Here is a 20,124-nt window from a genome sequence, read left to right as displayed (position 1 = left end):
CGTGGAACGGGAAGATCACGAATGATAATAACTATTGTTTGATAGTAAAGCGCATTAACTTTCTAAACACTTCTCGCCCTCTGCCGCGGGTAACAGCAGGTGTAGGCACAGCCCGGGCTGGCCATTGCTGGCCCATAAACGGCCCTGCTGCAGCTCGATAGCGCGGCGGGCAATGGCCAGGCCGAGGCCGAAGCCCTCGCTGCTGTGGTTGGCCAGGCGTTGGTAGGGCAGGAAGATCCGTTCCAGGTCCTGCTCGTCGACTCCGGGACCGTGATCCCTTAGGCACAGGTGCCAGCAGTCACCCTCGCGGCGTCCGCTCAAGCTCACCTGGCCGTCTACCGGCGAGTGGCGGATGGCGTTGCGCAACAGGTTTTCCAAGGCTTGAGCCAGGCTGTCGAGGTGTGCCTGGACGCAACAGTCGAGGCCCAGGGAGCAAGGCAAACGCACCGGATCCCAGCCACTTTCGAAACAAGCGTCTTCGCGCAGCGCTTCCCATACCGAGAGCAGCAACACCGGTTCGCTGGGCAGTTGCGGGCGTTCGGTGTCCATCCACGCCAGGTCCAGGGTGTCTTCCAGCAGGCGCTGCATATCGTCGATTTCGCGGTCCAGGCGCTGGCGTAGTTGCTCCGGCGCCAGGCCGCTGTCATGGGCAATACGCAGACGCGCCAGAGGCGTGCGCAGCTCATGGGACAAGGTGCGCAGCAACATTCGCTGCTGGCCCAGGCTCTGGCGCAGGCGCTCGGCCATATGCTCGAAGGCGTGCGCCAGTTCACCGAGCTCGTCACGCCGGTCGAGCAGTGGCATGCCCGGCCCGTCGCTGTCCAGGTCGTCGGCACGCAGGGCATCGGCGCGGTTACGCAGGCGGTTGAGCGGTACCACCAGGTGGCGATAGATCAACAGGCCGAGCAGGGCGGCCAATAGGGTCGGCAGCAGGCCGTGGCTGATCAGGTGGGTCCAGGGCGTGAGGCCGCCGGGCAGCAGGCGCTCGGGCAGTTGCAGGACCAGACGCCCCTGTTGTGGGTACTGCGCAAACTCGATGCTGACATACGGCAACTCATCCTGCAGGCGGCGGCTCATGGGCCAGTCGAGTTTGCGCATGAAGGTCAGGTGGCTGGCTTCTTCAGCGCTCAGAGGTGTACTGCCCAGGCTCTGCAGGTGCGGGCCGATGATCGCCACCCAAGTGTCTTCTTTGGCCGACAGTTCGGCGCGAAATCGCTCGATCCCGAGCTCACCTTCTGTGCGCCAGATGTCCTGGGCCTGCTGCGCGTAGCGCGCCAGGTAAATGCGGTCGGCGGGGTCGAGGAAATAGGTCTGACGCTCCGCCGACAGGCCCCAGATCCAGATGAACCAGGTCAACAACAGGCAGAAACAGACCTGCAACAGCGCCAGCTTCCACAGCAAGGGATGGCGACGCATCAGGTTTTTTCCGTGTCTACCAGCAGATAGCCCTGGCCGCGCACTGCCTGGATCTGCAGATGGTTTGCACCGACCGCGCTCAGCTTGCGCCGCAGATTGCAGACATGCACATCAAGCCCGCGATCGAGGCGGGTGTAGATCCGGTGCAGCACGTGCTGATAGAGAAACACCTTGCTCAAGGCCTCACCCGGGTGCTCGTACAGGGTGACCAGCAAGCGGTATTCGGAAGCAGTCAAGCCGGCGTAGCGGCCTTGATGGGTGATGTCCTGAGCGGGTTCGTCAAACAGCAGCGCGCCGTCCTGCCGGGTCGTCGGTGCACGTTGTACCATCGCTATGCGCCGCAGCAGCGCATCGACGCGGGCATCCAGTTCAGCCAGGCTGAACGGCTTGGGCAGGTAGTCGTCGGCGCCCCGGGTAAAACCGGTAATCCGGTGCTGCTCGGCACCCAGCGCCGACATCAGCATCACCGGTATGTTCTGGTTGCAGCGCAAGGATTCGAGCAGCGATAACCCGTCCAGACCGGGCAGCATGATATCCAGCAGTACCAGGTCAAAGCGCTTGGTCTGTATAGCGACCAGCCCAAGGGAACCGTCTGCGCAGGCGGTGACGACAAAGTTGCGCTGGCGGAAGTGCGCGGTCAGATCGTTGCGCAGCCTAGCGTCGTCTTCTACCAAAAGCAGGTTAGGGGGCATGATTTCTTTGATTTAATGAGAATGGTTCACAGTCGCGAATATCTCATTTTTATCAAGGCTGTGCAATTGTACGAAGCGTCACAGGGGAGTGACGAGCAAGCCTCCGCAAACGGGCTGCCAACCTTTCTGGTCGGCGTTATGCTGAGCGCCTAACCCTTGGACATTCAACATGCGTACCTTGATGCTGTTACTCGCTGCCTGTGTTGTCGCAGGTTGTCAGGCGCCGTTGCCGGTGGCGAATCCACAGATGGCCTGGGTCGATTTCTCTACGCCATTCCCTAATGACCGATTGCTCTTGGCTGAGCGCCTGGATAAGCAGAGGCTGAGCGATGGGCGCTTTTTCCAAGTCACCCCTGGCAGCCATGAACTGATCGTTCGGTTTGACTTCGAAGTGGCCGGCGGCGCGGGCGTAGGCTTGATGGGTGGCCCGTCCGTACGCCTTTGTTACCTGACCTTCAATTACGCGCATTTCGAAGCGGGCAAACGTTATGTGCTTGAGGGGCGCTCGATGGCGTTCACGCCTGAAGGTCGGTTGTACAACGACAAGCGTGAGATTGTTGCACAAGTCAGCGACTTTTATTGCCTGATGTGAGGTGAAGCAGCGCCCGGTCGATTGGTCTGAGAATGAAAATTGATCTGGCTCCAATACCGGTGTTTCAATGCGCGGCCCGCTTGACCCGGCACGCCAGCGTGGCCGTTTATAAAGGACTCGATAATGCTGTTCAAAGGGATCCATCGGCTGTTGGTACTGCTGCAACTGATCATTGGCGCCGTAGGCTTTTTTCTGCCAGCGCTCATCTTGGGCGAAAGTATTGATATCGGCCTGCAGCCGTTTTCAGCCATGTTCATGGCCTTCCTCCTCGGGGTGGTCAGCCTCTGCGTGCATGAAGGCGGGCATTATCTGGGCGCCAAATGGTGTGGCATGACGGTGCTGTCGGTGCGGGTGCTGGCCATGGAGATTCAACCGCTGCGACGTGGTTGGAAGGTGCGCTGGTCGCGCCGCGCCAAAGGCCAGCCACTGGGCGGCTATGTCATGGCAGCGCATCCGCCGCACCAGCCATTGCGTCGGGCCATGCTGGTATTCACGGTGATGGGGCCGTTGCTCAACCTGTTGCTCGCGGGCTTGTGCCTGGTTCTTTATCCGCTGCTTGGCGGCGCGTTCGCCGCGCTGGTGCTGGCGCTCGGGGTGTGCAATCTGAGCACAGGGTTGGCCAACCTGGTGCCCACGGTCGGGGCGGGGCGGGTCAGTGATGGTGCGGGATTTCTAGCCTGGCTGCACAAACCAGATGAACAGGGCCAGGCGCTGGCCCGTGTGCGGCTGATCGCCCTGAGTGTTGCGGGTACGCAGGCTGAGGATTTGCCCGGTGCCGATCTTGACTACCTGGGTGCCGAGCCGCTGCCAGCGTCGTTGAGTGCGCTGGGTTATCGCGTATATGCCCGGCAAAACCGGGCGGATTGGGCAGGTGCCGTGGCGCTTGGGGATGAGTTGGAGGCCCTATTGGCATCGCACCCCCTGGCGCTGATGCACTGCATGCTACTGCTTGCCATTGTGCGTGCGGAGTTGACCTTCTCCCGGGCGATGCTTGAGGGCGATGCCGGCGAGCTGCAGGGCTATCTGTTCAACGACGAAACCGACTGGTGTTCGCCAAGCTTCCGGCCGCGCTGCCTGGCGCTGCGCGCTGCGCTTGCGGGCGATGGCAAGCAGATGATGCACTGTGTGGGACAGGCCGTGCGCCTGGCCCATAACAGCCAGGATCGCTCGCAAGGCCCGCGAGAAGAACGGCTGACCGGCTACATCCAGGTGTTGCTCACGGCACCTGCAAGCTCGGCAGCGCTGCCCGCCCCTGTGCCGAGAACATCGGTTCCAGCTGTTTCCAACTGAAGGTCAGGTCAACGTCACAGCCATCGCCGGTGGGCTGATTGGCCAGGCGCATGCCTTGGGTGTCGAAACTCAGGTCGTAGTTCTCGTAGCTCGCCACGTCGGGGCAGTCGCTGTCCGCCGTGGCCTGGGTCTTGAGCCAGGTGGCGACATTTGTCGGCAGATTGACATACCCGGAGAAGGGGCTGTACCACTCAAAACGCGTACCGAGCCAGGTCCAGGGATCGACGCTTTCACCGGTTTGCAGGTTCCAGGTGTGCAAGCCCCAACTGATGCCGTTGCGACCAAAGCCTGCGCTCCAGCGGTAAAACCTGACGGTGATCCACTGAGACGACCAGTACGTGGGGGCAACGCTGATCTCGCTGGTGTAGGCGGAGCCGTTGCGGCCCAGGTATTCACGTCGCTCGCTGAAGAACGCGTTCTGGCCCTCGGGGCCGATGGCCAGACGTGCCAGGTGTTGATTGATCTTGTCAATAGCCGGCTCATTCCCCTCCAGCTTTAAGGTGACCTGGGCGCCTTGGGTCCTGACCTGATAGGCGTGCTCGCCGAAGGTGTTTTTCTCTGCCTTGACGGGCAGCGGTGCCGCCTCCATTGGCGCGTTAAAGGCATCGCCGCCGCAGCCTTCGGCACTTGAGCGTGTCAGGGCCAAGGGCAACGGCGTGCCGCCTGCGGCCTTGTTCCAGGTTCCGGTCAACGTATCACCTTGGCGGGCGTCCAGTTGCCAGAGCCCCGTGTTGCCCTCTTCAGCCCAGGGTTCACCGGCCTTTTCCTGACTTAGCTGAATCGGCGTTAGGAAGCGCTGGTAGTAGTAGCTGCCATTGCTGTCGGGGGCGGCGTTAAAGCAAGCGGTGATCGACGACTTGCCGAGGGTGCCTTTCCAAACACCGGCGAGGTCGTTGGGCGCGGCATTGGCGTAGCCAGCAGCACTGGCGAGGGCCAGAACGGCCAAGGGTTTGAGCATGAAGACCGGACGTCCAGCTGTCTGACGGGCGATCATCATAGCCGATGGGCAATGCCGGCGGTATTGACCGCGCTGCGCAATTACGGCCGTGGCTTGTGTTTTCCACTGAGCGCCCGATGGGCACCGGTTCGGACCGGCACTGTGATGCGGTGCTGCCCCTCTACATCGTCAGCAGGTCCCTGTCGCATTGGATGCAGAACGGGTGTCTGGCCGTTGCACTCAGCGTTGAGCGCAACGGCCTGAACAGGTCAGTCGCCGCAGACTAGCTGGCGGGCCAACTGATTGTGGCGTTCCAGCACCAGAGGCAGGTCGACGGTGGTGATACGACCGTCCTTGACCACTACACGGCCATTGATCACGCTGGTGTCAACGTGGGTCGGGGTGCAGAACACCAGCGCTGCCAGTGGATCGTGATGGGCACCGGCATAGGCTACATGGCCAAGGTCGAAAGCGACGAAGTCGGCAACCATGCCCGGCGCCAGCGCACCGATGTCGTTACGGTTGAGTACCTTGGCGCCGCCTAAAGTGGCGATTTCCAGCGCCTCGCGGGCGGTCATCGCATCGGGGCCAAACCCGACGCGCTGCAACAGCAGCGCCTGGCGTACTTCACCGATCATGCTGGCGCCATCGTTGGAGGCCGAACCGTCGACGCCCAGGCCCACCGGTACGCCGTGGTCGCGCATCTTACGGATCGGCGCGATCCCCGAGGCCAGGCGCATGTTCGAACATGGGCAATGGGCGACGCCGGTACCGGTACGCGCAAACAGCTCAATGCCGTGCTGGTCGAGTTGCACACAATGAGCGTGCCAGACATCGTGACCGACCCAGCCCAGGTCCTCGGCGTACTCGGCAGGCGTCATGCCGAATTTTTCACGGCTGTAGGCAATGTCGTTGACGTTCTCGGCAAGGTGCGTGTGCATCGACACACCGTACTGGCGCGCCAGCACTGCGGCTTCACGCATCAGGTCGCGGCTCACCGAAAAAGGCGAGCAGGGCGCCACGACCACGCGCAGCATCGAGCCATGACGGGCATCATGGTAGTCCTCGATCAGACGCTGAGACTCCTTGAGGATGTCGCTTTCGTTCTCCACCACTGAATCAGGCGGCAGACCGCCCTGGCTCTGACCTACGCTCATGCTTCCGCGCGCTGCGTGGAAGCGCATGCCGATTTCCTCGGCGGCATGGATACTGTCGTCGAGCTTGCAGCCGTTGGGATAAATGTAGAGATGGTCGCTGGAGGTGGTGCAGCCGGACAGAATCAGCTCAGCCATCGCCGTCTGGGTCGACACTGCGATCATTTCTGGCGTCAGTCGTGCCCAGATGGGGTACAGGTTGGTCAACCAGTTGAACAACTCGCCATCCTGGGCCGCCGGTACGACGCGGGTGAGGCTCTGGTACATATGGTGGTGTGTGTTGACCAGGCCAGGAATGACCACTTTCCCGGTCATGTCCAGGACCACATCGGCCTCCTGTGGCAGAGTTTCGCTAGGGCCGACCTGCTTGATCAGGTTGTCCTCGATGTACAGGCCGCCGCGCCTGATCTCTCGGCGCTCACCGTCCATGGTCACCACAAGTTCGGCGTTCTTGACCAGTAAAGTCTTGGGCATGGATATTCCTCTCCGGCTTGAAGGCCGGTTTCAACGTGGGTGTGTTGCAGGCACGGTTTGCGGCTTGCACGAAGCCCTGTCAACCAGGCGCTGCAGGGGGGCAACTATTTGCTGGCAGGATCGGTCAGGGCATACGCGCCCAGGGACGCTATCGAGGCGCTTGTCCTGGGCTTATCTGCACGGTGGTGAAAGGTATTGAGCATGTGATCCAGTCCACCCGAAGAACCCTGGCGCATCGGCAGGTAGTCGGAGGTGGTCCAGGAGGTGTTGGGAAACGGGATAAAAACGAATGCGCCGCAGGAGGACGTTCGTGAATGGCGCTCGAGGGGGACGAGCAGCAATGGGTGTTGCATGGCGTGAGACCGTCGCAATACGCATCGGCGATTACCGGTGTCGTAGGCGTGGCGCAATGTAACCAGAAGTATTTATTTTTGTATACAGAAAATTAGCGCTCGTGGCGCAGGGTAGCAAAGGTTCATCGGCGATAACTGATGATCATAGGTGGCTGCCTTCCTGGGTTTGGGGGCCGCTAGCCAGAAAACTAGGTTAGAGTGTGCATCAATCATCAATCGTTAGTTTAAGAATGAATCGTCCGTTTTTTGTTTCTCTGGATGGGCCCAAGGGCACCGGCAAAACCACACTGTTGGAAGCCGTCACGAAAGCGCTGAGGGCAGACAACAAGAAGGTGATCCGCCTTTGCGAGAAAAAAAGCGACCCCTACCGGGGGGAGACAATGGCCCTCGTTAACCAGCTCGTCAGAAATCCCAGCCGGGATCTTGAGTTGGGGGTTTGTCAGCGTTTTGCTGATAGCCGTGCCTGGATTTCCCAGCATGTACTGACCAAACAACCACGCGACAGCATCGTGTTGATTGATCGCTGGTACCCGTCTGATGCCGCGTTTCGCCGGCTGGTCCCGTTTGCAGAGATTTTGCAGATGAACATTGATCGAAACGTGCGAGCGCCAGACCTGCATGTCGGGGTTGTCACCGCCCCTGATACTTCATGGGCGAGGGCAGCGGCACGATCACGTGGGCTGGGCAGTACGGTGATGCATAAGCTGGAAGAGCATGTCGCTTCTACCATAGCGTTCGAGCAAGCGATTTCAGATCACGGCTGGTTTTTGTGCCGTAATGAAGGAACGATCGAAGACGCGACGTTGCAGGTGATTGCTGAGATCTACAGACTGCTTTGATGCCCTGTAGGCAACGTAAAACCGAAGCGATCATATCGTACGCATTCGCTTGCTTGCGTGCAGGGGACTGCTGCGAAGTTCAGCAGTATTCGATGGATCACCATGAAGTTCACATTGATGAAGCGCTGTAGCACAGGCACGAAACTGCCTCCAGCCCCTGGCGGTCGACGATCGTAATCTCACCTCTTGTGTATTGAATTAGCCCCTGATGCTGTAGCAACCCGGCAGCTAGTGTCACCCCGCTGCGACGTACCCCCAACATGTTTGCCAAACATTCATGGGTGAAGTGGAAGTGATCGCAATGGACTCGGTCGTGGGTCATCAACAACCAGCGCGCCAAGCGCTGTTCAATGTCGTGAAAATGAATGCACGCCGCGGACTGGGCCAACTGCATGACCTGCCGATGCAGATAGTGATTGAGGGTGGTGCGAAGCTCGGGAATTTCGATCATCGCGGCTTGCAACTGCACACAGCTCAGGCGTAGGCAACTGCCGGGATTATGGACCGAAGCCTGCATCGCAGCGGTCGGCACACCCAAGACCAGGCTGGCACCCACCATACCTTCGTTGCCAACAAGGCTCATCTCCAGAGGATGGTGGTCGGGTAGGGTCGCCATCAGGCAGATGACAGTACTGAGAGGGAAGTAGGCGTGTTCAATCATGTGCCCAGGCTCATACAGCACACTACCGGACAATAGTTCAATGCAGTCGCTTTGAGCGCCGATCCTGTCGCGACCCGTTGGCGACAGGCGAAGAAGTAATTGGTTTTCTATCGTGTTAGGCAGGTTGACTGACACATGCAATTCCTGTGGCACCGAGAATATTGGGCAGGGTGATAACAGCTACCTTGCCGCCCTTTACCAATAGTGTGAGGGCTGTATGGGCATGAGTCTGTTCGCTAGAGCACCTAGCTGGCCAGGCCGCTAGAGGATGGTCGTGGGGGTAAATAGGGCAGCAGACGCTCAGTTTCCTTCTTCACAACGGCATAGCATTCGCAACTGAGCTGCTCTAGGCGGGTTCTGTCCAGCACCTTGATATGTCCGCGACTGTATTCGATGACACCCAGGCGCTGCAGCTTACCAGCAGCGTCGGTTACCCCTTCGCGGCGAACCCCCAGCATGTTGGCGATCAGTTCCTGGGTCATGCAAAGTTGATCACCTTGCAGACGGTCCAATGACAACAGCAACCAACGGCACAGTTGCTGATCGATGGAATGATGGCGGTTGCAGACGGCGGTCTGCGCCATTTGGGTGATCAGCGCCTGGGTGTAGCGCAACATCAACAGCAGCAGCTCGCCATGGCGATTGAATTCGTCTTTGAGACGTTGCCCCGGCAAGCGGTAGGCATATCCGGCACTTTGAACAATTGCACGACTTGGCGTGCTTTCACCGCCCATAAACACCGCGATGCCGATCAGGCCCTCATTACCTACCACGGAAATTTCCGCTGAAGCACCGTTTTCCATGACATACAGCAAAGAGACGATGGAGTCGGTGGGAAAGTAGACGTGGCGCAAGGCATCGCCGGATTCGTAGAGCACTTTGCCCAAGGGCAGGGGAGCTAACTCTAAGTGCGGTCGCAGACGCTCCAGCGCTGGCAGAGAGAGCGCTGCCAGCAGGTGGTTGTGGCGCGGCTCGGGTGCAGCAGGCATATTCACCACCATGCGAGATTCAGTTGGCTGACAGCCAAGACTACTCCAATGTCGATAGTGACGTTATCGCGCCGGACGGATCGCTTGCGCTAAGCGGTCTGGCGCACCGACTCGCAGGCACCGATCGACGATGATCCAGAGGATACGTAAGCTTTGTTGCGGTGAACTCCGGAGATCAGCATGAACAGACACAATGATCCGAACCTGGTCCAGGGGCCAGGCAAACCGCTTGCCCGCCACCCCCAATCCCTGCCCATTCCCGGCGAGTATGTATTCAATCGCGGACAATCTGCCAATGAGTCGCTGCACTCCACCCAGAGCGGCAACGAACCCCCTCGCCGCGAGCGGCCACGGCCATGAGCCACGATTGGGATACGCCAATGAACCCGTTCTATTTCGTCATCGCTCGGGACACTGGCAACGTGATTCGGGTGATCCAGCGCGACAGCCGTCCAGCCAACACTCGCACGCTGATCCACCGTAGTGCATCAATATGGCACCGTGACCGTTATGCGGACTTCTTTGCATCCGGAAGAAATCTTATCCACGCCTCCCAGGTGCTGGAGGATTTCAACAGCAGAGAACTACAGACCTAAGGCACCGGTAACGCGCACCCCTGATACTGGGCAATCACGCGATGTTGCTGGCCATCATCGTGCAACTGCAGGCATGGCTCGGTGAGCATTAGCCCATCAAGGCTCAACCTAAGTTCGTCGCCTTCGCCGTTGATCACCTCGATGTGATAGTACGTACCGCCGAAGCGGTAGTGGAGGGTGTAACCAGGCCAGTCAGCCGGCAACAGCGGCTGGAGGCGCAAGGTATCGCCCGTACGCTGTAGTCCCAGCAGGTCCTCCACGATCAGTCGGTACATCCAGCCTGCCGAACCCGTGTACCAGCTCCAGCCTCCTCGCCCGGCATGGGGTGGCACGGCATAGACATCGGCGGCCATCACGTAGGGCTCGACCTTATAGGTGTCGATCAACCCTTCGGCGCCCTGGCGCACCGGATTGATCAAGCGCATTAGCTCCCAGGCCTTGGCCCTGTCGCCCAGACGGGCGAAAGCCATGCTGGCCCACACCGCAGCGTGGCTGTATTGCCCGCCGTTTTCGCGCACACCTGGCACATACCCCTTGATATAGCCAGGGTCGAGCGTGCCATTGTCGAAGGGTGGGTCCAGCAGTTGCACAATGCCAATATCGCGACGTACCAGGTAACGGTCCACGGCGCTCATGGCCATGCGGCTGCGTTGCAATGGGGCGGCTTGGGACAGTACTGCCCAGCTCTGGACGATGGAGTCGATCCGGCACTCCTGGTTGCTCGCCGAGCCCAGCAACTGACCATCATCGAACCAGGCTCGGCGGTACCAGCCTCCATCCCAGGCATGCGCCTCAAGGTTGGCGGCCAGGGTGACCGCCTGCCGGGTGTAGTGCAATGCGGATTCACTATCACCGTGGCGCTCGGCGGTACCTGCGAATTGCTGTAGCACCTCTATGCCGAAGAAGCCCAGCCAGACCGATTCGCCCTGTCCCTGTTCACCCACCCGATTCATGCCGTCGTTCCAGTCGCCACTACCAATCAGCGGTAAGCCATGGCGCCCGCATTTGAGCCCTTGGTCCAGGGCGCGCTGACAATGCTGATAGAGGCTCTCAACCAACGACGAGCGGCCGGGCAAGTCGTAGTAAGACTCCTCGCCAGCATTGAGCAGGCGGCCTTCGAGATAGCCGACCCGTTCATCCAGTACGCTGCTGTCGCCGGTAATCTGCAGGTAACGGCAGGTAGCCAGCGGCAACCACAGCAGGTCATCGGAACAGCGGGTGCGCACCCCGCGCTGCAGCGGTGGATGCCACCAGTGCTGCACGTCGCCTGCGGCATATTGATGGGCGGCGCACTCCAGCAAGTGCTGGCGCGCACCCGCCGGATCGGCGTAGAGCATGGCCATGCTGTCTTGCAACTGGTCCCGAAAGCCGATGGCGCCACCTGATTGATAGAAGCCACTGCGCGCCTGAAAGCGGCAAGCAATCACTTGGTACATCAACCAGCCGTTGGTGAGGACGTCCAGCGCTGGCTCCGGGGTTTCGATGCGCACGCTGTCCAGGGTATGGCGCCAATGTGCTCGCACTCGTTCCAGTTCCACGGCTGCCGCTCTTAGCCCGCGATATTGCTGTACCCGGCGGGTGGCGGCGGTGGCGTCTTGTTCGGCGCCTAAACGGAACACCACTTCGCGGCTTTCACCATCGTCCAGTGTCAGGTTGACTTGCAGTGCCGCACAGGGGTCCAGCCCTCCACCGGTACGGCCAGACAGCCGCGCCCGGCTCAAGGCAGCGGGTGCCTGCAACGTGCCGTTGCGTCCTAGGAACTCACTGCGATCGCAGGTGATACTGCGGTAGGGCAACTCACTGTCAAGAAACGCCACTCGCTCGGAAAACTCGATGGAATAGGCATTACGTGCGAACAGTGCACCGCTGAAGGGATCCGCTTCACTGACCACGTGCATGGCCGACTTGCTACGCAGGTCGCCCAGTACCCATTCCACAAAGCAGGTTGCTGACAGCCGCCGTAATCGTCCGCAGGTGTTAGTCACCTTGAGCCGGGAGAATTTGACCGGTGCGTCCAACGCGACAAAAACCCACAGCTCGCAGCTCAAACCGTCATGGACATATTCGAAGACGCTATAGCCAAAGCCGTGACGGGTGCGATAAATGCCTGGGCCCGGGCAGGGTTGCGCAGTGGGTGACCAGTATTGACCGCTGTCCTCGTCGCGCAGGTACAAGGCTTCGCCACTGGGATCGCTTACCGGGTCGTTGTGCCAGGGCGTGAGTCGGAACTCATGCGCATTCTCACTCCACGTGTAGGCGCTGCCAGCCTCCGACACGATGCTGCCAAACTGGGGATTGGCCAGCACATTGACCCACGGCGCTGGCGTTGGCTGACCAGGGATATGGGAGATGATGTACTCACTGCCATCGGCACTGAAACCGCCATAGGGGTTGGCGAGTTTCAGGGCCGGCTGGCGCACCTGTTTGGGCGTGGTATTGGGCGGCGCACTGTAGGAGGGAGCGGGTTCGAACGCCGCCAGTAAGGGTTCGGCGCGGTGGCGGTGCAATTGTTCGGCAAGACTGCCGTGGCTGTCGCTTAGCACCAGCCGTGCAGCCGCGAGCATCAAAGTGCGGTCCTCGCTGGACAATTGCTGTGCAGGGCGTACGAACAGGCCTCCGGGCCGATCGAGCAGGGCGGCTTCGCTGCCAGAAGTCACCACGCCCATGATCAGCTCCTGCAGCTGCTGGCGGTAGCCGGCCTGGTCTTCGTTCCAGATCACCAGATCGACCACCAGACCTTTTTGCCGCCAGTAAGCATGGGCATTGACCATTTGTTTGACCAACTGGATGTTGCCGGGATCGCTGATTTTTACCAGCGCAATCGGCAGATCGCCGGAAATCGCCTGGCCCCACAGGCCGGACTGATTGCGCCGGTTGCTGGCCAGCAGTGTCCTGTTGGCCCGCAGGGTGGCGTTGGCGTATATCAGCGAGGCGGCCATCTGCTCGAACAATCGCGCATCGGTCAGAGCTCCGTTGAGCTGACGCAGCAGCACCTGGCTGTGGGTCCAGGCCAGGTCGAAGACCCGGTCGGCCAGATGACGGTCGCGGTATTTGGCAATCTGTTGCAGGCAGGCTTCACGGCTGCCAGCTATGCCGGTGACCAGATCGATGGTCGCCGTTTGTCCGGGCTCCAGGCTGATACGACAACGGATCGAGACGATCGGGTCGAGAACCGCACCGGCGCTGCCACTGAGCTGTACAAGCTCTGGTGCCAGGGCCGCCGGGGCGACCAGGGTACGGCCTCGGCCGATGAACTGGGCGCGATCGGTTTCATAGGAAATGGCATCAATGTCGATGCCATGGGCTGCCAGCAGATGACACATCCACGGCGCGGGTTCCTGTTGCGAACGCGGGCGGCGGCTACAAACGATCGCTTGCAGCGCCGGTAGCAGTTCGGTCTGTACAAAAAGCTTGCTGAAGGCCGGGTGCAGTGCGTCGCTGATGGCTGGCGCCAGTACCACCTCGGCGTAACTGGTCAACTCCAGGGTGCGGCGATTGCCTCCATGATTTGTCAGATGCAGGCGGCGCAGCTCGATGTCGTCTTCGGGAGATACAACGATCTCGGTGTGGCAATCGAAGTCGAGCTCACGCACCTTAAACTCTGCCCGGGCATCACTAAAGATTGCTTCCTGGTTCTTAGGCTTGTGCAGGGTCGGCTGATGGGCGGTAGACCAGTAGACACCGCTGGCCACATCGCGCAAGTAACAGAATATTCCAAGATTGTCACTGGCGATATCCTCACGCCAACGCGTCACGGCCAGATCATTGCAACGGCTGTAACCACCGCCTGCGTTGTTGACCATTACATGGTAGCGGCCATTGGACAGTAATTGCACTGCCGGGCGCCGTCGATCCGGCTCGCTGAAGACCCGCAAACGGGTCTCGTTGGCTTTCACTGCCTCATCTGTTGGTGGTGCCTGGGATGCATGCAGGTATTGTGCAGCGGTTTTTGGCACTCGCTCCTGCAGCAACAGAGCACTGGCCTGAAACTGCGGATCGGATTCGAAGCGGCGCTGCATTGGCCTGTCCAACAGCAGCGAGGTCAGGGCGAGGAAGCTCATGCCCTGATGATGCGCCATGAACGAGCGCACGATCACCGCGCTTTGCCCAGGTGGCAGCCGTGCTTCGCTGTAGTCCACCGCCTCGTAAAGCCCGAAGCGTCCGCTCAAGCCTTGAGCAGCCAAGCGCTGCAGGTTATGGCAGGCGGCAGTCGGTGCCACCATCAAGGCCAAAGCGCTGGCGTAAGGAGCCACTACCCGGTCTTCGCCCAGGCCCCGTTTAAGGCCCAGGCCCGGCACCCCAAAGCCACGGTACTGATAATTGAAATGGGCATCGAGGGCATTATAGGCCGACTCGGACACGCCCCACGCAATGCCTAACTGATTGCCGTAATCGATCTGCCGGGTGACGGCAGCCTGGCAGGTCTGATCGAGTAGGGTGCCCTCATAGCTGGGCATCACCAGCATGGGCATCAGGTACTCAAACATCGAGCCCGACCAGGACAGCAGCACCGGCACCCCAGCATTGCTAGTGAGCAGGCGGCCTAGGGCAAACCAGCTGTCCTGGGGCACTTGGCCCTGGGCGATCAGCACAAAGTTGGTCAGGCGCATCTCCGAAGCGAGCAAGTCATAGAAGGCGGCATCGAGGCGATGCTCGTCAGCGTTGTAGCCAACCACGAAAAGATCGCGCTGGGGGTCATACAGGAATCTGAAATCCATTTGCGCAATCACTGCAATCTGGCTGGCCAGGCGCGAACAGGTAGCCATACGCTCCAGGGCTAGCGCTTTGACAGCGGCGACAGCAGACTGGTCGCCCGGGAGCCACTCGCACAGCTCCAGTTGCGCCAATTGCCGCCAGCTCTTTGGCGTTTGCGCAGGTCGATCATTGCCAAGTGGCAGCTGAAAGCGCAGAACTTCGGCCTTCAGATCCAGACACTGCGCCTGTAGGGCCTGGCGCCAGAAGTCTGCTTCGCTGTTCGCGGCGGGGGCAATAGACACAGGGCTCGACAGGGAAACGACACGCTGCAACAGTTCAAGCAACTGCGATGTGTGAGCCGGCGAGTTGGCCGGCAGTTGCTGCAGTTGCAAGGTGTCGTGGTACAGGGACTGCACCTCGCCAGCGCTTGCGCCTTCGTCCTCCAAGGCGTGCAGCCACACATCCAGCGTATCCACAAGCCCGCGAGTCAGTCGACTATCGAGCAAGGGGGCGTCGGCCAGCGCCAATAAGCCAGGCTTCAAAGTCAGCAGCAGCCCCACCAGATTCCCACTGTCCACGGTTGACACGTACAAGGGCGACAGTGGCTTCAGGGCCTGGGTGTCGTACCAGTTGTAAAAGTGGCCTTGGTAGCGCTCCAGCCGGCTCATGCTGTCGAGCATCAGTGTTAAGCGCTCAAGCAACCGCTCGGCACTGAGGTAGCCGAAATCCTGTGCGGCCAGGTGTGAGAGCAACGCCATGCCCATGTTGGTCGGCGAGGTACGGTGGGCGACACTGGTATAGGGCGCCTCCTGGATGTTATCGGGTGGCAGCCAGTTATCGTCGGGGCCCAGATACTGATCGAAAAAGGCCCAGTTGCGGCGCGCCAGGCGATGCAGGAAGGCCAGCTCCGCAGTCGAAGGATTGAAGGCGACACCAGCACTGGTGCGACTGAGCCACCAGGCGAGTGCCGGGCTGGCCAGCCAGAGCAGCAGAACCGGCGAGGCGAGGACCAACACCAGCGGTTTGAACGACAACAGGCCGACTAGCAGCAGCGCAAGCGCCGGCGCGACCCATAGGTTTCGGTACAAGCCATTCAGGTCGTTGACACTGGTGCGCTCGACGTGGCGCGAGGGACTCCACTGCAGCAACCGCCGCTTGCTGACAAACATACGCCAGAGGGTGCGCACGACCGCATCCAGGCTGTAATAGGCTTCAAAGGGTAACCACGCCAGGGAAAGACTGGCGCGAAGGAAGTGCAGGCCCGAACTGCGCAGTGCCGCCGCAATATGCTGATGCAGGGGCACCTCAAGCGTTCTTGCACGTAGCTCCAGCAGCGAGCTCAGGAGCGGCTGGAACAGTAACAGCACCAGCACCGCGAGCATCCACAGCAACGGTGCCGATGACGCCAGCCATCCCCACAGCAGCACCGATAGAAAGGCCGCAGGCTCAAGACTACGACGCAGGTTGTCAAAAATTTTCCAGCGCGAGAGGGCGCTTAGACGCTGATATGCCAGCCCGTCAGCCGCAGGTGCCGTCCACGGCAGCAACCAGGGTAGCAACTGCCAGTCGCCGCGTATCCAGCGGTGGCGACGTTTGACGTCCGCGCTGTAGTGCGCCGGATACTCCTCGAACAGTTCGACATCGCTGAGCAGCCCGGAGCGGGCATAGCAGCCCTCGATCAGGTCATGACTGAGAATGCGGTTATCGGCAAAGCAACCGTCCAGCGCCTGCTCAAACGCGTCCACGCTGTAGATGCCCTTGCCAATGAATGAACCCTGCAGAAACAGGTCCTGATAAACGTCAGAAACCGCCCGAGTGTAGGGATCGACCCCGGCATCGCTGCCAAATAGCCGGGCGTAGGCCGAGCGCGAGGCGCTGGGCAGGCTGATGCCCACCCGCGGCTGCAAAATGGCATAACCAGCACTAATACGCCCCGTTTGCACATTCAGACGAGGGCGGTTCAATGGATGTTGCAAGGCGCCGATGAACTGCCGCGCCGCATCACGAGGCAGCTGGGTATCGGTGTCCAAGGTGATAACGTATTGAACGTCGTGCAGCTTGCTGACATCCCCGACGATCAGCAGAAAGCGATCCTGGCCCCGGCTTCGTAGCAAGGCATTGAGCTCGGCGAGCTTGCCGCGTTTGCGCTCGTAGCCCATCCACACCTGCTCGACTGCGTTCCAGCGTCTTGGGCGATGCAAGAGGAAAAACCGTTCGGCCCCGGCGGCCGGGTATTTATGGTTCAAGGCAACGACCTGCTCGGCAGCCAGCTGCAGTAAAGCGTCATCCTCGGGCAGCGACTCCTGAGCAGCGTCAATGAAGTCACTGAGGAGCGCGAAGTGCAGGTGCTCGTCGCGGTTGGCCAGAAAGCGTACCTCCAGCCCTTCGACCAGTTCCTCGACATCGCTGGCGCTGGCCATCAGGCAAGGGATCGCAACCAGGCTGCGGGCTTGGGCAGGAATCCCTTGCCGATAGTCCAGGCGCGGCAGAAAACAGGGCACGACGGTCAGCGTCACCAGCCAGTTGACCAGACCGATTGCCAGGCGGCTGGTCATCAGCAGTATGGGGACGGTGAGCCCTGCCAGGACTGGCGTGGACCAGCCGTCATCGTATATCGCCTGGAGGAAGACCCCGGCAAAGATCAACGACAGCAGCAGCACAGGGCTCAGGTAAAAAGTCAGGGGGGCTTTGCGCAATAGCCGTTGCCAGCGTTCGCCAAGCGGCACTGTAGCTGTCAGGCGTTGTTCGAGCAGCGCCAGCCCCGGCCCGATCAGGTAAAAGCCTACATGGTCTGCTGGCTCCTCTAGGGCAGCGGAGGGGGAGCTGGCCAACTCGATAGCGATTTGGGCGATGTCCGCTTCGCTGTACGTGCAGTGGCGTGCAAGGCGTTCGACGACATGGCGATAATGATCGCGGCTGGCAAAGTCCATGGCTGGATAGACCGCTGCCGGGTCCTGGCTCAGGAGCCGTTCGACATGGCTCATGCGCTCGACGAACTCCCGCCAGTCGCTGGTCGACAGCATGCGCAAACTACCGATGCTGTTGCTGATCGATACCTGGTCTGCCGCCTGCAGCTGCGCATCGAGCTGCACCTGACGTTCGATACTGAGCCCGGACTCGGCGAGCATTTGCTCGATCCACGCCAGTGGCTGGCTGAGTATCGCACTCTGGCCCTGAAGGCGTCTGGCCAGCTCGGCGACGAAGCCAGCTGTCATCGGGGGCTTGGAGCGGGCCATGTCAGCGACCACCAAGACCACATTCTTGACGTCGCGCTCAGCGATTTCGCTCAGACGATCGGCCCAGTCGTTTGCCAGGTTGCGGTCGCCCCAGTTGGCCATGACCCGCGCGGCAACACGCCGCAGGTTCTCGATCAGTGCCAGGCGCAACATGATCGGAATCGCCCACAACTCACCCAGGGTCAGTGGGGTCACCGTTTGATAGGACTCGACGAAGCGGCTCAGGCTCTCGCCGTCAACGCGGCCATCACCATGGGCGATAGTCTCCAGAGCGATGTCATAAACGCGCGGCAAGGTGCTGGACGGGCCGTTGGCCAAGCGGGGCAGCTCGCGGCTGTAGCCGGCCGGCAAATGCGTCTTGGCAATACGAATGTGCGCTTCGATCAGGTAGTAGTTGTCCAGCAACCATTCTGCCGCTGGCGTCACCCTTCCTGAGGTGGGCAGGGCACTGGCGAACGCAGCACACGTGATGGCGAGGGTGGATTCGTTGTCCGCCAAGCGGGCGAGCAGGGTATCGGCGGCAGATAACGGACTGAGCTGGTGCTGGCTGGCCAGGAAGGTGCCATGCTCGGCCATCTGTTCGGCGCTGAACAACTCTGAACGCAGTAGGCTTTCGTACTCAAACCTGCGGGGTCTAGGGGGCCAGCGACGCAGGATGGACGACAGCCGTTGAAGCGATGCAAGTGCGCGTGGCCAAGGGTTATCCATAGTGTCCTTGCTGAACGAGGTCGGGCGGAAAAGTCAGTTTGCCGATACCTCGCGCGAGGGTCTGTTCGGTAGCGAACAGACCCTTTACACCTTTGGCCTCACTCTAGAACCTGTCATTTACAGTCAGCAGGCAGACGCCGGTGCCGGAGTACGTCATGAAACAGTCATTGAGGTCCTTCGTTGCTTTCCAGATAGAGGAAGCATGAAGCTCTTCTTGGGCGGCACAGTGATGTCAAATCACAATGACCCTGATCCTGCAGCAGAGCTACCCTATGGCGACGCCGATCAAGGGTTGCTTCTGACGGCGGAAGACGGGTTCATCGTAAGTGCGAACCTGACGTTCTGCCGCTGGATGGGCTACTCGCAGCAAACACTGCTTGGCATGCGCATCCAAGAGCTGATGAGCCCGGAAGCCAGGACTTTTCATCAGGCGTACTGGCAGCCACTCATGCAACTTCAGGGAGGCGTAGCCAATGTCAAATTCGACCTTATGCACCATGATGGCCACAAGATGCCGATCATGTTGAGTGCTATAAGCTGTGCGCACTCCAATGGTGTTTTTCATGAATTAGCCCTTTTCAAGACAGAGGATCGGCACAAATATGAGCGGGGGCTGGTCAATGCTCGCTTGCTTGCGCAGGGGCACTTAGCCAAGAACCTGAAGGCCCAGCGTTCCCGGGAGATCGCGCAAGGCAAGCTACGCACTATCTATGCTGCCGCGGAAGATCGCGCGCTGTTTGCTGAGCAGATGATTCGAATTGTCAGCCACGATTTACGCAATCCGCTTTCGGCAATAAGAATGGCGGCGGAAATTCTGTCGCGTCGTGATCCGGACACTAGGACTATCCAGATGTTGGGCCATATCAGCCATTCAGTCGAGCGTGCTCAGCGATTGGTAGCTGACCTGTTGGACTTTACGCTGGTTCAGGTAGGGCGCGGGATTACGGTGGCGCGCACGCCGGTTAGCTTCCATGAGGTGGTTGCTGACTGCCTTGAAGAAATTCGGCTTTCATTTCCCAAGAGCGATCTGGTCCATCTACGTAGCGGCCTGGGGGAATTCTGCGCAGACAGCGATCGGTTGTATCAATTAGTGGGCAATCTTGCGGCCAACGCTATCGCCTATGGTGCAGAGTGCTCAACTGTGACCGTGTCTACCTATATTAAAGACCACACAGTGAGCATTTCCGTGCATAACTTCGGGACACCGATTCCTGCGGCACTGTTAAACAATCTGTTCGACCCGATGATCCGTGGGAGTCACGACAATGCAGAGTTGCGTAGTGTCGGGCTGGGGCTGTTTATCGTCCGTGAAATCGTAAGAGCCCATCATGGTGAGATTACGGTTAGTTCTACCGCAGAGTCGGGGACCAAATTCATTGCAACCTTCCCGCGGCGTTGGGGCTAGTTTGTGCCGTTACGCTGGCTAACCCTGTCTGCCGAGACTCGCCATGAAAACGGCGTACATGGCCCATTGAGAGAGAGGGCGGCAGAT

Annotated in this window: 13 protein-coding genes; 6 read left to right on the top strand and 7 right to left on the bottom strand. The window is 60.1% G+C overall.

The features are described from left to right. Nucleotides 1-54 precede the first annotated feature (54 nt). Nucleotides 55-1,416 carry a HAMP domain-containing sensor histidine kinase gene (locus tag ACQRAX_RS04075; protein ID WP_412039322.1) on the bottom strand — a complete coding sequence of 454 codons (1,362 nt, stop codon included), beginning with the start codon at nucleotides 1,414-1,416 and terminating at the stop codon, nucleotides 55-57. Further along, nucleotides 1,416-2,108, bottom strand: a complete 693-nt coding sequence (locus ACQRAX_RS04070; RefSeq protein WP_412039323.1) for a response regulator transcription factor — start codon at nucleotides 2,106-2,108, stop codon at nucleotides 1,416-1,418. The genes ACQRAX_RS04075 and ACQRAX_RS04070 overlap by 1 nt, the downstream gene beginning before the upstream one ends. Before the next feature lie 169 nt (nucleotides 2,109-2,277). Between ACQRAX_RS04070 and ACQRAX_RS04065 the strand changes: the two genes are divergently transcribed. Then, on the top strand, nucleotides 2,278-2,700 hold the full coding sequence (locus ACQRAX_RS04065; protein ID WP_412039324.1) for a hypothetical protein: 423 nt from the start codon (nucleotides 2,278-2,280) through the stop codon (nucleotides 2,698-2,700). Nucleotides 2,701-2,823: 123 nt separating this feature from the next. Continuing rightward, a complete protein-coding gene (locus ACQRAX_RS04060; RefSeq protein WP_412039325.1) occupies nucleotides 2,824-3,990 on the top strand; it encodes a site-2 protease family protein in 1,167 nt (388 codons plus the stop codon). Here the strand turns inward: ACQRAX_RS04060 and ACQRAX_RS04055 are convergent. Then, complete coding sequence (locus tag ACQRAX_RS04055) at nucleotides 3,917-4,948, bottom strand: hypothetical protein (RefSeq protein WP_412039326.1); 1,032 nt, start codon at nucleotides 4,946-4,948, stop codon at nucleotides 3,917-3,919. The two genes, ACQRAX_RS04060 and ACQRAX_RS04055, sit on opposite strands and share 74 nt — an antisense overlap. 248 nt (nucleotides 4,949-5,196) lie before the next feature. Next, complete coding sequence (locus ACQRAX_RS04050; protein WP_412039327.1) at nucleotides 5,197-6,555, bottom strand: 8-oxoguanine deaminase; 1,359 nt, start codon at nucleotides 6,553-6,555, stop codon at nucleotides 5,197-5,199. A gap of 583 nt (nucleotides 6,556-7,138) precedes the next feature. Between ACQRAX_RS04050 and ACQRAX_RS04045 the strand changes: the two genes are divergently transcribed. Continuing rightward, a complete protein-coding gene (locus tag ACQRAX_RS04045) occupies nucleotides 7,139-7,747 on the top strand; it encodes a dTMP kinase (protein ID WP_412039328.1) in 609 nt (202 codons plus the stop codon). A gap of 109 nt (nucleotides 7,748-7,856) precedes the next feature. On the opposite strand, the gene ACQRAX_RS04040 is transcribed toward ACQRAX_RS04045, so the two are convergent. Continuing rightward, nucleotides 7,857-8,543, bottom strand: coding sequence for a Crp/Fnr family transcriptional regulator (locus ACQRAX_RS04040; RefSeq protein WP_412039329.1), 687 nt, complete (start codon nucleotides 8,541-8,543; stop codon nucleotides 7,857-7,859). A 110-nt stretch (nucleotides 8,544-8,653) separates the two neighbouring features. Continuing rightward, entirely contained in the window at nucleotides 8,654-9,397 is a 744-nt protein-coding gene (locus ACQRAX_RS04035; protein ID WP_412039330.1) for a Crp/Fnr family transcriptional regulator, read from the bottom strand. A gap of 180 nt (nucleotides 9,398-9,577) precedes the next feature. Between ACQRAX_RS04035 and ACQRAX_RS04030 the strand changes: the two genes are divergently transcribed. Together ACQRAX_RS04030 and ACQRAX_RS04025 are read left to right on the top strand one after the other, a co-directional pair. Continuing rightward, nucleotides 9,578-9,757 (top strand): hypothetical protein, encoded by a 180-nt coding sequence (locus tag ACQRAX_RS04030; protein ID WP_412039331.1) that lies wholly within the window; start codon nucleotides 9,578-9,580, stop codon nucleotides 9,755-9,757. Nucleotides 9,758-9,777: 20 nt separating this feature from the next. Beyond that, complete coding sequence (locus ACQRAX_RS04025; protein ID WP_412039332.1) at nucleotides 9,778-9,993, top strand: hypothetical protein; 216 nt, start codon at nucleotides 9,778-9,780, stop codon at nucleotides 9,991-9,993. Here the strand turns inward: ACQRAX_RS04025 and ACQRAX_RS04020 are convergent. Then, nucleotides 9,990-18,632 carry a GH36-type glycosyl hydrolase domain-containing protein gene (locus ACQRAX_RS04020; protein WP_412039333.1) on the bottom strand — a complete coding sequence of 2,881 codons (8,643 nt, stop codon included), beginning with the start codon at nucleotides 18,630-18,632 and terminating at the stop codon, nucleotides 9,990-9,992. The genes ACQRAX_RS04025 and ACQRAX_RS04020 overlap by 4 nt on opposite strands. Nucleotide 18,633: 1 nt before the next feature. On the opposite strand from ACQRAX_RS04020, the gene ACQRAX_RS04015 reads away from it, so the two are divergent. Beyond that, nucleotides 18,634-20,037: an ATP-binding protein gene (locus ACQRAX_RS04015; protein ID WP_412039334.1), complete on the top strand. Its 1,404-nt coding sequence runs from the start codon at nucleotides 18,634-18,636 to the stop codon at nucleotides 20,035-20,037. Nucleotides 20,038-20,124: the final 87 nt, after the last annotated feature.

The sequence above is a fragment of the Pseudomonas sp. UM16 genome, from assembly GCF_050312595.1.
Taxonomy (GTDB): Bacteria; Pseudomonadota; Gammaproteobacteria; order Pseudomonadales; family Pseudomonadaceae; genus Aquipseudomonas.
Note: the sequence above shows the minus strand (reverse complement) of the source record. Positions and strands in the feature narration are given on the sequence as shown.

Excerpts from the sequence above, each read along its gene's own strand:
- ACQRAX_RS04075 (WP_412039322.1), bottom strand. The coding sequence starts at position 1,416 with ATGCGTCGCCATCCCTTGCTGTGGAAGCTGGCGCTGTTGCAGGTCTGT.
- ACQRAX_RS04070 (WP_412039323.1), bottom strand. The coding sequence starts at position 2,108 with ATGCCCCCTAACCTGCTTTTGGTAGAAGACGACGCTAGGCTGCGCAAC.
- ACQRAX_RS04065 (WP_412039324.1), top strand. The coding sequence starts at position 2,278 with ATGCGTACCTTGATGCTGTTACTCGCTGCCTGTGTTGTCGCAGGTTGT.
- ACQRAX_RS04060 (WP_412039325.1), top strand. The coding sequence starts at position 2,824 with ATGCTGTTCAAAGGGATCCATCGGCTGTTGGTACTGCTGCAACTGATC.
- ACQRAX_RS04055 (WP_412039326.1), bottom strand. The coding sequence starts at position 4,948 with ATGCTCAAACCCTTGGCCGTTCTGGCCCTCGCCAGTGCTGCTGGCTAC.
- ACQRAX_RS04050 (WP_412039327.1), bottom strand. The coding sequence starts at position 6,555 with ATGCCCAAGACTTTACTGGTCAAGAACGCCGAACTTGTGGTGACCATG.
- ACQRAX_RS04045 (WP_412039328.1), top strand. The coding sequence starts at position 7,139 with ATGAATCGTCCGTTTTTTGTTTCTCTGGATGGGCCCAAGGGCACCGGC.
- ACQRAX_RS04035 (WP_412039330.1), bottom strand. The coding sequence starts at position 9,397 with ATGCCTGCTGCACCCGAGCCGCGCCACAACCACCTGCTGGCAGCGCTC.
- ACQRAX_RS04030 (WP_412039331.1), top strand. The coding sequence starts at position 9,578 with ATGAACAGACACAATGATCCGAACCTGGTCCAGGGGCCAGGCAAACCG.
- ACQRAX_RS04025 (WP_412039332.1), top strand. The coding sequence starts at position 9,778 with ATGAACCCGTTCTATTTCGTCATCGCTCGGGACACTGGCAACGTGATT.
- ACQRAX_RS04020 (WP_412039333.1), bottom strand. The coding sequence starts at position 18,632 with ATGGATAACCCTTGGCCACGCGCACTTGCATCGCTTCAACGGCTGTCG.